The organism is Gilliamella sp. B2889 (assembly GCF_026536885.1).
In the GTDB taxonomy this organism is placed as follows: domain Bacteria; phylum Pseudomonadota; class Gammaproteobacteria; order Enterobacterales; family Orbaceae; genus Gilliamella; species Gilliamella apicola_E.
On the sequence record NZ_JAFNNF010000003.1, the window covers coordinates 182096 to 196147 of the forward strand.

The window sequence follows — 14052 nt, forward strand, 5'->3', positions numbered from 1 at the left end:
GTTCTGTTTGAGATCAAAAAATGACTTTACTTAATAAATAATTAACCAGGGGTTTAATAGTGAATACTAAGGAATTAGCTGAATTAAGAGCAATCATTCCAGAAATGAAACGTGTCAAACATATCCATTTTGTGGGTATTGGCGGTGCCGGAATGGGAGGGATTGCTGAAGTTCTTGCTAATGAAGGCTATCAAATTAGCGGTTCTGATATTGCTGAAAATGCAGTAACACAACATTTAGAAACATTAGGCGCAAAGATTGTTATCGGACATGCTGCTGAAAATGTTCTTAGTGCAAGTGTTGTTGTTATCTCATCAGCGATTTCTCAAGATAATATAGAAGTCGTTGCAGCTAGAGAAGCTCGTATTCCTGTAATTCAACGAGCTGAAATGTTAGCCGAATTAATGCGTTTTCGATATGGTATAGCTATTGCAGGAACCCATGGTAAAACGACTACCACAGCAATGGTAACGGCTATTTATGCAGAAGCTAAACTCGATCCAACTTTTGTAAATGGTGGTTTGGTTAAAGCAGCAGGAACCCATGCTAGATTAGGTAGTAGTCGATATTTTATTGCAGAAGCCGATGAAAGTGATGCTTCATTTTTACACTTACAGCCTATGGTATCTATAGTAACTAATATTGAACCTGATCATATGGATACTTATCAAGGAAGTGTTGAGAATCTTAAACAAACCTTTATTTCCTTTTTACGTAATCTTCCTTTTTATGGATTAGCTGTTATGTGTTATGACGATCCTATTAATCGTGAATTGTTACCGATTGTTGGTCGTAAAATTATCACTTATGGTTTTAGTGAAGAAGCCGATGTTGTTATTAAAAATTATCGTCAGGAAAGAGGCGTTAGTTACTACACAGTATGTCGCCCAGATCATAACGATTTAGAAATTGAATTAAATGCACCTGGCAAACATAATGCCTTAAACTCAGCAGCAGCAATTATCGCTGCGACTGAAGATGGTATTGATGATAATTCAATTATACAAGCCTTAGCAAAATTTGCTGGAACTAGCCGTCGATTCGATCTATTAGGTATTTTTCCTGATGGAAATGGAAAAGATATTATGATGGTTGATGATTACGGACATCATCCAAGCGAAGTTAATGCCACAATTCAGGCAGCTCGAAATGGTTGGCCTGACCGTAGATTGGTGATGTTATTTCAACCACATAGATTTACGCGTACTCGTGATTTATTTGATGATTTTGCGCAGGTTCTTTCTCAAGTTGATGCGTTAGTTATGTTAGATGTATATTCTGCTGGTGAACAGCCTATTGCAGGCGCAGATAGTCGATCACTTTGCCGTTCAATTCGTAATCGTGGAAAAGTTGATCCAATTTATGTTTCTGATTTAGATCTTCTACCTGAAATAATGAAAGAATTATTACAAGGTGGGGATTTGTTATTAACTCAAGGTGCTGGAAGCGTTGGCCGAGTTGCCCGTCAGTTAGCCAGTAGCCAACTATTTTCAAAAGAGGTTTTATAATAATGGTTGATAAAGTTGCTGTGTTGTATGGTGGGACCTCTGCTGAACGAGAAGTATCCCTAAAATCAGGTAAAGCAGTATTTTCAGGGTTACAAGAAAATGGTATTGATGCTCATCTTATCGATACTAAAGATCATTGTATAACAAATTTGAAGCAAGAAGGGTTTACTAAAGCTTTTATTATTTTACATGGTCGAGGTGGCGAAGATGGTATTACCCAAGCTATTTTAACTTATCAAAACATTCCTTATACCGGAAGTGATGTTTTATCATCAGCTTTAACCATGGATAAGTTAAAAACAAAACTAGTTTGGAAATCACTTGGTTTACCTGTTGCTGATTACGTTATGGTTGAAAAATCGCAATTAATTGACATTGGAAATATTGTTAAAAATCTTGGATTACCATTATTTGTTAAACCAAGCCATGAAGGCTCAAGTGTTGGTATGACAAGAGTTGATAAGGCAGAAGAATTAAAAGCTGCTATTGATGTTGCATTCAAATATGATAATACCGTAATGGTTGAATCGTTTTTATCTGGCCCTGAGTTTACCGTTGCGATAGTTGGTGATGAGGTTTTACCAGCAATTTACATTAAGCCTGCTACCAATTTTTATGATTATGATGCAAAGTATTTGTCAGATAAAACCCAATATTTCTGTCCAAGCGGATTATCTGATGAAAAAGAACAAGAGATTCGTAAATTAGCTTTAGATGCTTATAAAGCGGTTGGTTGCCGAGGTTGGGGTAGAGTGGACATTATGTTTGATAATAATGAAAAACCATATTTACTTGAAGTAAACACTGCTCCAGGCATGACAGACCATAGTTTGGTACCAATGGCAGCAAAAGAATACGGATGGTCATTTAGTGAATTGGTTAAACGTATTTTACAATTAGCAACCATATAATTGGCTTTATTTTTATGAAAAAAGTCCGACAAGCAGCGCACAAACGAGAACATCAAAATAGAAGAAGGTTGCTTGTTTTTCGTAATTCAGAACAAATGATAGGTTTTTTGTTCTTTATTATAATTATTTGTATTAGTGCCTGGGCTATCAATTGTGTTAAGAACTGGATGGAAGATCCAGATCAGATGGTTTTATCACAATTGACTTTAAGTGGAGAGTATACTTACACAACTGAAGATGATCTTCGACAAGCAATATTAGGTTTAGGATTGCCTAATACCTATATAGGACAGGATGTTGACGATATTCAACAAGAAATAATGCGATACCCTTGGGTTAAACAAGCTAGTATCCGTAAGCAATGGCCGGATAGGTTGATTGTTTATATTGAAGAATACAAACCTGCATTTTACTGGAATGATTTATATCTACTTGATAATGCTGGCAATGTATTTAGTGTGCCATTAGATCGTTTGGGTGAATTGCAATTACCTAGGATATATGGCCCTGAAGGTAAAGCAAAAACAATATTAGAAACGTATTTTAAGCTAGAAGAAATTTCTAGAAAGTTAGCTAATAACAAGTTTGCATCAGAAATTAAAGCAGCTATAGCTGATGAACGTAATGCTTGGCAATTGCTGATTAAACAATGTACAGCTGATTTATGTTCTGAAAGTCAGGATATAAAATTGATAGTTGGTAGTGAAAAAATAGAACAACGCTATCAACAATTTATTAAATTATTTCCTGAAATTCAGTCTAGAATGCCAGCTGATGAAAAAATAACGGCTGCTGATTTGCGTTATGAAAACGGCATCGCAGTACAACGAGAAAAAATATCGCAATAAGGAATAAATAAAGGCTTAAGTATGAAAGCAACAGAGAAAAAATTGGTTGTTGGACTTGAAGTTGGCACATCCAAAGTACTTGCCCTTGTCGGTGAAGTGCTTCCTGATGGTGTGGTCAATATTATAGGTGTTGGACATTGTCCATCGAAAGGCGTTGATAAAGGTGGTGTAAATGACCTTGAATCAGTTGTTAAATCAATCCAACGAGCAGTTGACCAAGCTGAATTAATGGCTGATTGCCAAATATCTTCTGTTTATTTAAGCCTATCTGGTAAACACATTCGTTGTCAAAATGAAATAGGTATGGTGCCAATTGCTGATGAAGAGGTTACTGCAGAAGATGTCGAAAACGTAGTTCATACAGCTAAGTCCGTTCGAATATTAGATGAACATCGTATTTTGCACGTTATTGCTCAAGAGTATTCAATTGATTTACAAGAAGGCATTAAAAATCCTATCGGATTATCTGGTGTAAGAATGAAAGCCAAAGTTCATTTGGTCACCTGTCATAATGATATGGCAAGAAATATCGTTAAGGCTGTTGAACGTTGTGGTTTAAAAGTTGATCAACTTATTTTCTCTGGGTTGGCTTCTAGCTATGCAGTCTTGACTGATGATGAAAAAGAATTAGGTGTATGTGTTATTGATATCGGTGGCGGAACAATGGATGTTACTGTTTATACAGGTGGTGCATTACGTCATTCGGTAGTTATTCCTTATGCTGGCAATGTTGTTACTAGTGATATCGCTTATGCATTTGGTGCACCACCAATGGATGCTGAAAATATCAAAATTCGTTATGGTTGTGCTGTCGGTTCATTAGTTGGTAAAGATGAAGTTATTGATGTGCCGAGTGTTGGAGGACGACCATCACGCTCATTACAAAGACAAACATTAGCAGATGTAATAGAACCACGCTATTCAGAACTTTTATCTTTAGTCCAAAAAGAATTACTAGTGTTACAAGATGAACTTAAGAAACAAAATGTGAAATATCAGTTGGCAGCAGGGATTGTTTTAACTGGTGGAGCAGCTCAAATTAAAGGCATGGTTGAATGTGCTGAAAAAGTTTTTCAAAATCAAGTTCGTATTGGACAACCTTTGAATATTTCAGGATTAACTGATTATGTGCAAAAGCCTTATTGTTCTACAACCGTAGGCTTATTGCACTATGGAAAACAAAGTTTATTAAATGATGATACTAAAGATAGCAATAAATCATCATTGAAAGGGATAGCTAAAAGATTGACCGGTTGGTTTAAAAAAGAATTTTAGCTAATATATTTAATAACTTCGTAGACATTGTAGCTGGTTATCTGTACAATGTTGTTAGATCGTAAATTTGGAGATAAGTTATGTTTGAGCCTATGGTTGCGGATGATGAGCCAGCAGCAGTCATTAAAGTTATTGGTGTAGGTGGCGGCGGCGGTAATGCTGTTGAGCATATGATTGCTGAACATATTGAAGGCGTTGAGTTTTTTGCAGCAAATACTGATGCACAAGCATTGAAAAGAATTAAAGTTGGTCAAACTATCCAAATCGGTAATAATGTGACCAAAGGACTTGGTGCTGGAGCTAATCCAGAAGTGGGAAGGAATTCAGCAGAAGAAGATCGTGATGTTATTCGTAGTGCGATTGAGGGTGCCGACATGGTATTCATCGCAGCCGGAATGGGTGGCGGAACAGGAACAGGTGCAGCTCCAGTCGTTGCAGAAATTGCTAAAGAACTAGGTATTTTAACTGTAGCTGTTGTTACAAAACCTTTTGGATTTGAAGGTAAAAAACGTATGGCTTTTGCTGAGCAAGGTATTGCTGAGTTAGCTAAACACGTTGACTCTCTTATCACAATTCCAAATGATAAATTATTAAAAGTATTAGGTCGAGGCGTTAAGCTATTAGACGCTTTTGCTGCTGCAAATGGTGTTTTAAAAGGTGCAGTACAAGGTATTGCTGAATTAATTACCAAACCTGGTCATATCAACGTTGACTTTGCCGACGTTAGAACGGTAATGTCCGAAATGGGTTACGCTATGATGGGTTCTGGTCGTGCGAGTGGTGATAACCGTGCCGAAGAAGCTGCTGAAATGGCTATTTCAAGCCCGTTACTTGAAGATATTGATTTATCGGGTGCGCGTGGCGTGTTAGTTAATGTTACAGCTGGTCTTGATCTTGGTTTAGAAGAATTTGAAACTGTTGGTAGTACTGTTAGAGCTTTTGCTTCTGACAATGCAACTGTGGTTGTTGGTACTACATTTGATCCAGACATGTCTGATGAAATTCGTGTTACAGTAGTTGCAACTGGTATTGGTATGGATAAACGTCCAGAAGTTAAAATTAATAAGCCAGTTACATCACATGGTTCATTATTTGGCCAAACAAATCATTTGCCACAGCAACAAGAGGAACCAATGCCTAAAGTTGTTAACGAACCAGCGGTTTCTCCAATGGAAGAACATAAAATTTTAGATATTCCTGCTTTTATCCGTAAGCAGGCTAATTAGTATTGAACTTATTTGATTTCTTATTGTCTAATGGATAAAGGAAGCGAATAAAAAGAGTAGGTGCGAAGTGAAACAAAGAACCTTAAAAAAGACAATTCAAGCAACTGGTGTCGGTTTACATACTGGCAAAAAAGTTACTTTGACTTTACGTCCTGCGCCAGAGAACACAGGTGTTATTTATCGCCGTACAGATTTAAATCCGTATGTTGATTTTCCTGTGGATGCAAAATCTGTGCGTGATACAATGCTTTGTACCTGTTTGGTTAATGAAGATAATGTTCGTATTTCAACTGTTGAACATATCAATTCTGCATTAGCTGGGCTCGGTATAGATAATATTATTATTGAAGTAAATGCGCCCGAAATTCCAATTATGGACGGAAGTGCAAGCCCATTCGTTTACTTATTATTAGATGCTGGAATTACTGAGCAAAATGCACTGAAAAAATTCATACGAGTTAAAGAAACTGTTCGTGTCGAAAATGGTGATAAATGGGCAGAAGTAAGACCATATAGTGGTTTTCGATTAGATTTCACTATTGATTTTCGTCATCCAGCTATTGATAACAGTTCACAACGTTACCAATTGGATTTTTCTTCAGAGTCTTTTATTCGTCAAATCAGTCGTGCAAGAACGTTTGGATTTATGAGAGATATTGAAGCATTACAATCTAAAGGATTATGTTTAGGCGGTAGCTTAGATTGTGCAATTGTTGTTGACGATTATAAAGTTCTTAATGAAGATGGTCTTCGTTTTGAAGATGAATTTGTACGTCATAAAATGCTAGATACCATTGGTGACTTATACATGAGTGGCCACAATATGATTGGTGAAGTAGTGTGTTATAAATCAGGTCACGCTTTAAATAACCAACTATTGCAAGCGTTATTAGCTAAACAAGATGCTTGGGAATATGTCACCTTTGATGAAGAACAAAATGTTCCTGTTGCTTTAGGTACAAGACAGCTTGTTTTAGCATAAGTCATTAAAATCGTATTATAAATTTACTAACGCTTCCGATTTGGAGGCGTTTTTTATTTTAGAATCAATGAGATAATCATAATGAATAACAGCCATTTTTTTGCTCATTTATCGCGTTTAAAACTAATTAATCGTTGGCCTTTAATGCGTAACGTGAGAACTGAAAATGTATCAGAACATAGCCTTCAAGTTGCTTTTGTTGCACATGCTTTAGCGATAATTAAAAACAAACGATTTAATGGTAATGTTAACCCTGAACGCATAGCATTACTGGCTATGTATCATGATGCATCAGAAGTATTAACGGGTGATTTACCAACACCGACTAAATATTACAACCCACAGATCACATCTGAATACAAAAAGATTGAAAAAATAGCTCAAAATAAACTCATTAATATGTTGCCAAAAGAGTTACAAGATGACTTTAAAACACTAATTGATGACGATTATTATGATGAAGATGAAAAAAGCATTGTAAAACAAGCAGATGCTTTGTGTGCATATCTTAAAACAATTGAAGAGCTTAGTGCGGGTAATAATGAGTTTAGGTTAGCAGAACAACGATTAAAAAAAACATTATCAGATCGTAATACTCCAGAAATGGATTATTTTTTAGATGTATTTGTCCCAAGTTTCAGCTTATCATTAGATGAAATTACAATGGATGAATAGTTTTAGTCAACTGAGTAATCATTTACAGCACAATTAATAACGAAGTAAATAAACTATTTTTGATAAATATAACGTTTTACTGGACGGCCAATTGGTAAATAGGTCAAATGGCTTTCTATTTCTCCTAACTCTTCTAAATAATCAAGATATTTCTTAACCGATATCCTAGATAAAGGAATCAATTCGATAATATCGCTCATAGAGAAATCTTGTTGATAGTTAACAATAACATCTCGAACAGATTGTAAAGTTTGTGAGTCGATTCCCTTTGGTAATCTATTTGTAGTATTAAAGTTTTTAGTGAAAATTCGATCATCTAATTGATTCTGGTTTAGTATTTCGGAAGATGATAATAGGCGAATCCGTTCTTGATATGAAATCAAAGCCGTACGAAATCTCTCAAAAGTGAAGGGTTTAACAATATAATCAATGACTCCTAAACGTAATGCGGTTTGGATATCATTGGTATTACATGCGGCGGTTACCATAATAATATCTATTTTAGGGTAACTAATTCGAATATATTTTAACAGATCAAGACCATTTAGTTTTGGCATAAAAACGTCAAGCAACAATAGATCAATATGATTATCATGGATAAAATGTAGCGCTTGTTCTCCATTAGTAACAGTTGCCACTAAATTAAAACCAGGAAGCATTTGCAAATATTTTTTATTGAGCTCTGCTACCATCGGATCATCTTCAACAATTAAAACTTCTACCATATGATTATTTTTTCCTATAAATCTCTTCTAATGGTAATAATACCTTAAAGCAAGTCCCTTTTTTATTATCAGAATCACATAATTGTATTTGCCCATCTAACTCATCAATACTAGCTAACACTAAATAAAGCCCAAAACCACGATTATCGCCCTTTGTCGAATAGCCTTTTTGAAAAATATATTGAATATCATTTTCAGAAATACCTTCACCATTATCATTGATTTCAATCTGAAAATTAGAATTATCAATAACTAAACTCACCTTTATCTGCTTATCATCCAAAAATTGTACTGCATCAAGTCCATTATCAATTAAATTACCAAGTATTGTAACTAAACCATGTGTCACAGATGTATCTGCTATTGGTGCCAAAATACCATCAATATTAAACGTTAATGTCACATTTAGCTCACGTGCTCGGCTAAATTTACTATTTAAAAATCCTGCAATAATTGGATCTTTAATATATTGACTAACAAGTTTAGATTCCGCTTGTTGATTGCCAATAATTTCTTCAAGATAATCAATTAATTCAGATTTATTGTCATTAAAGGCTAACCCATAAATAACATGTAATTTATTATTAAACTCATGAGATTGTGAACGTAAAGCATCGGCATAACGATTAACTCCTGTTAAATTTTCTGCCAATCTACGTACTTCTGTCATATCTCTAAATGAAGCAATAGCTCCAACTAAAATATCATTAACAAATAATGGAGTTCGATTGGTTAGTATCACCACGCCATTAATATTTTGTTCACAATCATATTCAGCTTTTCCACTCATCATCACTTCATGCAGTCGAGTATTTGGAATAAAGTCACCAATAGGTAAGCTTATAATATTTTCTTTATCTTTTTTTATGCGCAAAATTCTAATTGCTTCATCATTGATCTGTGTAATTAATCCATCTCGATTGATAACCACAATGCCTTCTTTTACCGTTCGGATAATAGCATTTCGCTCAGCAAATAGCTGTGCCATTTCAACTGGCTCAAGGCCGTATAAAATTTTCTTTATATCGCGAGATAACAAATAGGCCAAAAGAATAGCTATCGATAATGAAGCAAACAAGGATAGCCAAATCGGCTGACTTGTTCTTGATGCTAAATGATTAATTTTTTGCAAGGTCTGACCAACTAAAACTACACCAATTTGTTGATCTTTATCATTCATAATTGGCTTAAAAGCCCGAACAGAATCTCCCAATGTGCCTTTCGCAATTGAAGTATAGGACTCACCATTTAATGCGCGCTGTTCATCTCCACCGACTATAGTTTGACCTATTTTATTTTCATCGGGATGCGAATATCGAACGCCTTGCATATTAAATATCACAATAAAATCAGTTTGTGTTAATACTCTGGATTGTTCTGTTGTTTTTTGAATGGAAGCAATATTTTGTGGTGTTGGATTTTGTATTTCGTCAATGATACTTTGTGATGTAGAGATAATATTTGCGATATTCTCAACTCGTTGGCGAGAGTTGATAAGATATTCGTTATTCACTACATGAACAATATAAATATTTTGTGCAATAACTGAAAGTATAAACACTAAGCAAATCAGGCTTATTAACTTAACTTTGAGTGGTAATTTATTAAATAAATATCTCATTCTCATTTACTGTATAAAAAGCGATCACTTACTATCATAACTTATTAGGCAGGAAAACCTACTAATAAATTTCATATTAGTAGGTTTTTAGCTAATTTAATCGACTATTAAAGATTATTTGCTGCATTTTTTACACTTTCAGCAACCACCTTGGCTACATTAGGTTCAAATGCATTTGGCAATATACAATCAATTGATAGTTTGTCAGGTGTAATGATATTGGCTAATCCTTTTGCTGCTGCAAGCTGCATGGCCAATGTAATATTTTTTGCTCTAGCATCTAAAGCGCCTCTAAATATGCCAGGGAATGCTAAAACATTATTAATTTGATTCGGATAATCACTACGCCCAGTACCGACAATATAAGCACCAGCTGCTTTAGCTTCGTCTGGGAATATTTCTGGTGTTGGATTTGCCATAGCAAAAATAATTGATTTTTCTGCCATTGTTTTAACCCAATCTGCTTTTAATACTCCTGGGGCTGAAACACCAATAAACACATCAGCACCTTTAACCGCATCTTGTAATGTACCTTTTTGTTTGTTCTTATTGGTTCTCTTCGCCATGGCCAAATGGTGAGGCGGTAAAGAAAGATCATCTTCGGATAAAATACCAATCTTATCGACAATTTTAAGATCGGTTACTCCAGCGGCTAATAACATATCGGCAATTGCTAAACCAGCTGCTCCGCCACCGTTAATCACCACCTTGGCCGATTCGATCGACTTACCTGCAACTTTAAGTGCATTATAAAGCGCTGCTAATACAACGATTGCTGTACCATGTTGATCATCATGGAATACAGGAATATCTAATAATTCTTGTAATCGTTTTTCAATCTCAAAACACCTTGGTGCACTAATATCTTCCAGATTGATACCGCCAAATGAGGGCGCTAATGCTGCTATATGTTTAACTAACTCATCTGGATCTTGAGTATTAATTGATAAAGGTATTGCATCAACATCTGCAAATTGTTTAAATAAAATTGCCTTGCCTTCCATTACTGGAATTGCTGCTTCTGGCCCAATATTTCCTAACCCTAAAACAGCTGAACCATCAGTGATAACCGCAACTAAATTACGTTTACTGGTATATTCATAAACTGAATCGGGATTTTTAGCAATTTCTGTGCAAACTGCCGCAACCCCTGGTGTATAAGCAACACTAAGATCTGCCATTGAATTAACAGGGACTTTCGAGTGAGTTTCAAATTTACCGTGCATTTGTTTACTGATTGCTAACGCTTTTTCTTGTACTGTTGTCATAATGCTTACCTTTTTAAATACTTAAAACTATATTTAATATTTTTTGAGATCAAACCAATATTCATCTCAAACTGCTTTTAAAACTTCTTATTCATTCTTTAATGTTTATAAAACTACATATGTAAATAACGCATCAGTGCCGTGGTGCATATCACCATTAAAGCTCCCCCTAATCGTGTTGCAACTTGAGCAAAAGGCATCAAGTTCATTCTGTTGGCTGTTGAAAGTATCGCTACATCACCAGTTCCACCCATTCCACTTTGGCAAGATGAAATAATAGATGCCTCAACTGGATACATTTTTAAGAAGAAGCTACAAACAAATCCTGTCATTGAAACAGTGAAGACGATAGAGATAATGGTAATAAAGTATGGGATAGTTAATACTTTAACTACGCTATTTAAATCTATATAAAGTAGCCCAAGTCCTGCCATTAATGGAAAGGTAAAGTTGCCTGAGATAAATTTGTACCATTGTTGGCTTCCTCGTTCGACACTCGCTGGTAATAAACGAAAATATTTAACTACAGCGGTAGCAATAATCATTAAAACAGGACCAGGGAAATGAGTTACTTTTTCTAAAATCATACCGAAGATAAATAGCGTAGCTAAAATCATAACTGCGCCACTCATTGCACGAGCATCAAGTGGTGTCTTATCATCTTTTAACGCTTCAGCTAAGCCATCAAATTCAATTTTTACTAATTGACCGTGCCCACTTAAGTGAGGTTTAACTTCACCAATTCGGCTCATAATCGCCGTAAAAGTGATTGCAAAAAAGTTACCTACAACAGTTGCAGGAATTAATGCGCTAACAAAAACATTATAATCTTGATTAAGGATATTGCTGTAGGCATTGGACAGTTGCAAAACACCTTCACCAATTCCTCCTGCCATTACTGGTGAAACGGTATAAAAGAAGGCGTGCTCCCAATCATCACCAAAAGCTACGGCGACACAGACGCCAACAAACGCAGCTAAACACATACCTAATAGCATCGGAATCATCATTCGAATAAAGCCTTGAACTAAAATCACTCGATGCATACCAAGAATACTACCGCACACTAAACTGGCGATATAAAAGAGTAAAAAGTTAGAGTCTTTCATTAACATCTTTGTTGCTGATAAAGTATTCTCATCAAAAACGTTGTAGTAAACCAATAATGAAGGAACGATAAGTGACAAAATGGCAGGCGCCCCAAATTTTTTGAAAAATGGAATATTCTGCCCGACAGTGCCTAAAAACCAACCTAAAGGTAATATCACAGCAAAACCACCAATAAGGCTTTTAGGTAGCATATCTAATTGTGCAGCAATAATAACGATAATCGAACAAACTAAAAATATGGGGAGGGGAAGTGAACCTATATACATTTTGTTTTCTTTTATATCTTGTAACATACTCATAACTAAACCTCTTTATTTTTTTATAGCACATATGCAGTATAGTTATGCAGAAAGAAATCAGAAGAATAAGAAAGTTAACTAACTAGTTTTGTAACTAATGTAAGTATCTTAATAATTTTATGATTGATTTATATAGGTTTTTATGACAAAATCACCTTTAAAATGGAAGAATTAGTAATGACTAATTTATTAGAAAGACTTTTATAAGTTATCTAATTAAAGAATGGATTGATGTCAAATTTTGACTATTTTTAGACTTAAAAAACCCCGCTCCTCAACTTTTTTTATACATCAATGAATCAACTATTTTTGTATTATTTATCTAATAGATAAATAATAATTTAGGGAATAATAAATTAAGGAGTTAGTTTAATTAATTTAATGAAAAGAAGGATATTACTTACTTATTAGCTTATTATTTTATAGCTAGTCTTCATTCATCCTTTAATTTAACTAATTGATAGCCATTTTCAGTTGGTTTAATTTCAAAAGTTCCTAAATCTCGAACTGTTTTATCTTCTACGCCTTCACAGTCGCCAGAACGCTGGAATAAATTGATTTGTAATCGAAGATGTGTTTCATCAATTTTTTCAAAAGTACCTTCCGAACCGGTAAAACAATCGTTACCACACCTAGCAGAGTATTTTGATAAGAAAGTACCATTAGTATTAAAAGTTAGCGAGTTACCGTAAATAAATTTCGTTCCATCCGAACTTATATGTAATCTTTCAGCGGGGGGATTGGATAACTCAAATAAATCCAATTCATGATTTACTACTTCATTAATTTGCCAAAAATCATTTTTCCAAAAGTCATTTATGTCATTTTGTGCAAAGCTAGAAAATGGAAGCAATAATAAAAAAAGAATTTTTTTCATGATGAGTTTTACTTTTTAAAATGTCTTGATAAGAATTTTGTATCAATTTTAGGCTTAAAACCCCCGTTTCTCAACTGTAATTTTTTTTAGCGTACAGTATTAATGTAATAAACAAGCCTGAATTTTATCGACTTCTTTATTGAGTGCATCAATAACTAAATCTGGGTGGGTTCTTTCCAAGGTTTTTACATTTTCAAACCCTTCATTGCCAATAGAAGCAGTATATTGTTGAGCTTGTTTGATATTGCTAAATAAGTAATGAATATTTTTGGCATTGCGAGTTGCGGTTAATGTATAACTAACGAAGTATTTAGATTGTGATTGATAATTGGTAATAGCGTTAGCAACAACATTATTTCCTTCAACTAATATGAGAGTATCACCACCATTTATCGTAATTGCTTGTAGAGAAGCCATATTATAATATGGCCACCATGCCGAACTTAAATAGTTTTCACGGTTCAACACTACTGGTCTATTATCAAGTTCTTGTGCAATACAGAGTGATAATGAAGAATGAAGGATAGGTCGTGAAGTACTGTATTTATTTATGATATCCTCACCAAACGTGTTTTGAGTAATTTCTACACCTTCTGTTTGATAGATTGACAACATCTTCTGAGAAGAACAACCAGTTAGCAACGCAACTAAAACAGTAAAACCAATTAACTTTCTCATAACTCATCCTTCTTTGCATGATTAGTTTTATTCTAAACGGTTATAAAAG

Annotated in this window: 13 protein-coding genes; 7 read left to right on the forward strand and 6 right to left on the reverse strand. The window is 34.7% G+C overall.

The annotated features are described in order from the left end of the window. Window positions 1-59: 59 nt before the first annotated feature. From murC to yfbR, 7 genes are all read left to right on the forward strand, one after another. Window positions 60-1508 (forward strand): UDP-N-acetylmuramate--L-alanine ligase, encoded by a 1449-nt coding sequence (gene murC / locus J3U09_RS05870; RefSeq protein ID WP_065562322.1) that lies wholly within the window; start codon window positions 60-62, stop codon window positions 1506-1508. Window positions 1509-1510: 2 nt separating this feature from the next. Next, window positions 1511-2419 (forward strand): D-alanine--D-alanine ligase, encoded by a 909-nt coding sequence (locus J3U09_RS05875; RefSeq protein WP_267357505.1) that lies wholly within the window; start codon window positions 1511-1513, stop codon window positions 2417-2419. 14 nt (window positions 2420-2433) lie between these two features. After that, window positions 2434-3267 (forward strand): FtsQ-type POTRA domain-containing protein, encoded by an 834-nt coding sequence (locus J3U09_RS05880; protein WP_081299464.1) that lies wholly within the window; start codon window positions 2434-2436, stop codon window positions 3265-3267. 21 nt (window positions 3268-3288) lie between these two features. Further along, window positions 3289-4542, forward strand: a complete 1254-nt coding sequence (gene ftsA, locus J3U09_RS05885; RefSeq protein WP_065562320.1) for a cell division protein FtsA — start codon at window positions 3289-3291, stop codon at window positions 4540-4542. Between the two features lie 92 nt (window positions 4543-4634). Then, window positions 4635-5768 (forward strand): cell division protein FtsZ, encoded by a 1134-nt coding sequence (gene ftsZ, locus J3U09_RS05890; RefSeq protein WP_370632624.1) that lies wholly within the window; start codon window positions 4635-4637, stop codon window positions 5766-5768. Between the two features lie 67 nt (window positions 5769-5835). Beyond that, window positions 5836-6750 carry a UDP-3-O-acyl-N-acetylglucosamine deacetylase gene (lpxC, locus tag J3U09_RS05895; protein ID WP_218060048.1) on the forward strand — a complete coding sequence of 305 codons (915 nt, stop codon included), beginning with the start codon at window positions 5836-5838 and terminating at the stop codon, window positions 6748-6750. An 81-nt stretch (window positions 6751-6831) separates the two neighbouring features. Beyond that, window positions 6832-7425, forward strand: a complete 594-nt coding sequence (yfbR, locus tag J3U09_RS05900; protein WP_065562317.1) for a 5'-deoxynucleotidase — start codon at window positions 6832-6834, stop codon at window positions 7423-7425. A 53-nt stretch (window positions 7426-7478) separates the two neighbouring features. Here the strand turns inward: yfbR and J3U09_RS05905 are convergent, their stop codons facing one another. The 6 genes from J3U09_RS05905 to J3U09_RS05930 form a co-directional block, all read right to left on the reverse strand. Continuing rightward, window positions 7479-8150 carry a response regulator gene (locus J3U09_RS05905; protein ID WP_065562316.1) on the reverse strand — a complete coding sequence of 224 codons (672 nt, stop codon included), beginning with the start codon at window positions 8148-8150 and terminating at the stop codon, window positions 7479-7481. 4 nt (window positions 8151-8154) lie between these two features. Beyond that, complete coding sequence (gene dcuS / locus J3U09_RS05910) at window positions 8155-9771, reverse strand: DcuS/MalK family sensor histidine kinase (protein WP_267357506.1); 1617 nt, start codon at window positions 9769-9771, stop codon at window positions 8155-8157. 107 nt (window positions 9772-9878) lie between these two features. Further along, window positions 9879-11039 carry an NAD(P)-dependent malic enzyme gene (locus tag J3U09_RS05915; protein ID WP_065562314.1) on the reverse strand — a complete coding sequence of 387 codons (1161 nt, stop codon included), beginning with the start codon at window positions 11037-11039 and terminating at the stop codon, window positions 9879-9881. Between the two features lie 113 nt (window positions 11040-11152). Then, the gene (locus J3U09_RS05920; RefSeq protein WP_065562313.1) at window positions 11153-12448 is read right to left on the reverse strand and encodes a 2-hydroxycarboxylate transporter family protein; all 1296 of its coding nucleotides are present in this window, start codon (window positions 12446-12448) and stop codon (window positions 11153-11155) included. Between the two features lie 433 nt (window positions 12449-12881). Beyond that, window positions 12882-13325 carry a hypothetical protein gene (locus tag J3U09_RS05925; RefSeq protein ID WP_267357507.1) on the reverse strand — a complete coding sequence of 148 codons (444 nt, stop codon included), beginning with the start codon at window positions 13323-13325 and terminating at the stop codon, window positions 12882-12884. Between the two features lie 99 nt (window positions 13326-13424). Next, complete coding sequence (locus tag J3U09_RS05930) at window positions 13425-14003, reverse strand: hypothetical protein (protein WP_267357508.1); 579 nt, start codon at window positions 14001-14003, stop codon at window positions 13425-13427. Window positions 14004-14052 lie beyond the last annotated feature (49 nt).

What these genes read in the sequence shown, in the direction of transcription:
- dcuS (WP_267357506.1), bottom strand. Translation starts at nt 9,771, where the DNA reads ATGAGATATTTATTTAATAAATTACCACTCAAAGTTAAGTTAATAAGC.
- J3U09_RS05905 (WP_065562316.1), bottom strand. Translation starts at nt 8,150, where the DNA reads ATGGTAGAAGTTTTAATTGTTGAAGATGATCCGATGGTAGCAGAGCTC.
- J3U09_RS05920 (WP_065562313.1), bottom strand. Translation starts at nt 12,448, where the DNA reads ATGAGTATGTTACAAGATATAAAAGAAAACAAAATGTATATAGGTTCA.
- J3U09_RS05875 (WP_267357505.1), top strand. Translation starts at nt 1,511, where the DNA reads ATGGTTGATAAAGTTGCTGTGTTGTATGGTGGGACCTCTGCTGAACGA.
- J3U09_RS05925 (WP_267357507.1), bottom strand. Translation starts at nt 13,325, where the DNA reads ATGAAAAAAATTCTTTTTTTATTATTGCTTCCATTTTCTAGCTTTGCA.
- J3U09_RS05930 (WP_267357508.1), bottom strand. Translation starts at nt 14,003, where the DNA reads ATGAGAAAGTTAATTGGTTTTACTGTTTTAGTTGCGTTGCTAACTGGT.
- J3U09_RS05915 (WP_065562314.1), bottom strand. Translation starts at nt 11,039, where the DNA reads ATGACAACAGTACAAGAAAAAGCGTTAGCAATCAGTAAACAAATGCAC.
- J3U09_RS05880 (WP_081299464.1), top strand. Translation starts at nt 2,434, where the DNA reads ATGAAAAAAGTCCGACAAGCAGCGCACAAACGAGAACATCAAAATAGA.
- ftsA (WP_065562320.1), top strand. Translation starts at nt 3,289, where the DNA reads ATGAAAGCAACAGAGAAAAAATTGGTTGTTGGACTTGAAGTTGGCACA.
- ftsZ (WP_370632624.1), top strand. Translation starts at nt 4,635, where the DNA reads ATGGTTGCGGATGATGAGCCAGCAGCAGTCATTAAAGTTATTGGTGTA.
- yfbR (WP_065562317.1), top strand. Translation starts at nt 6,832, where the DNA reads ATGAATAACAGCCATTTTTTTGCTCATTTATCGCGTTTAAAACTAATT.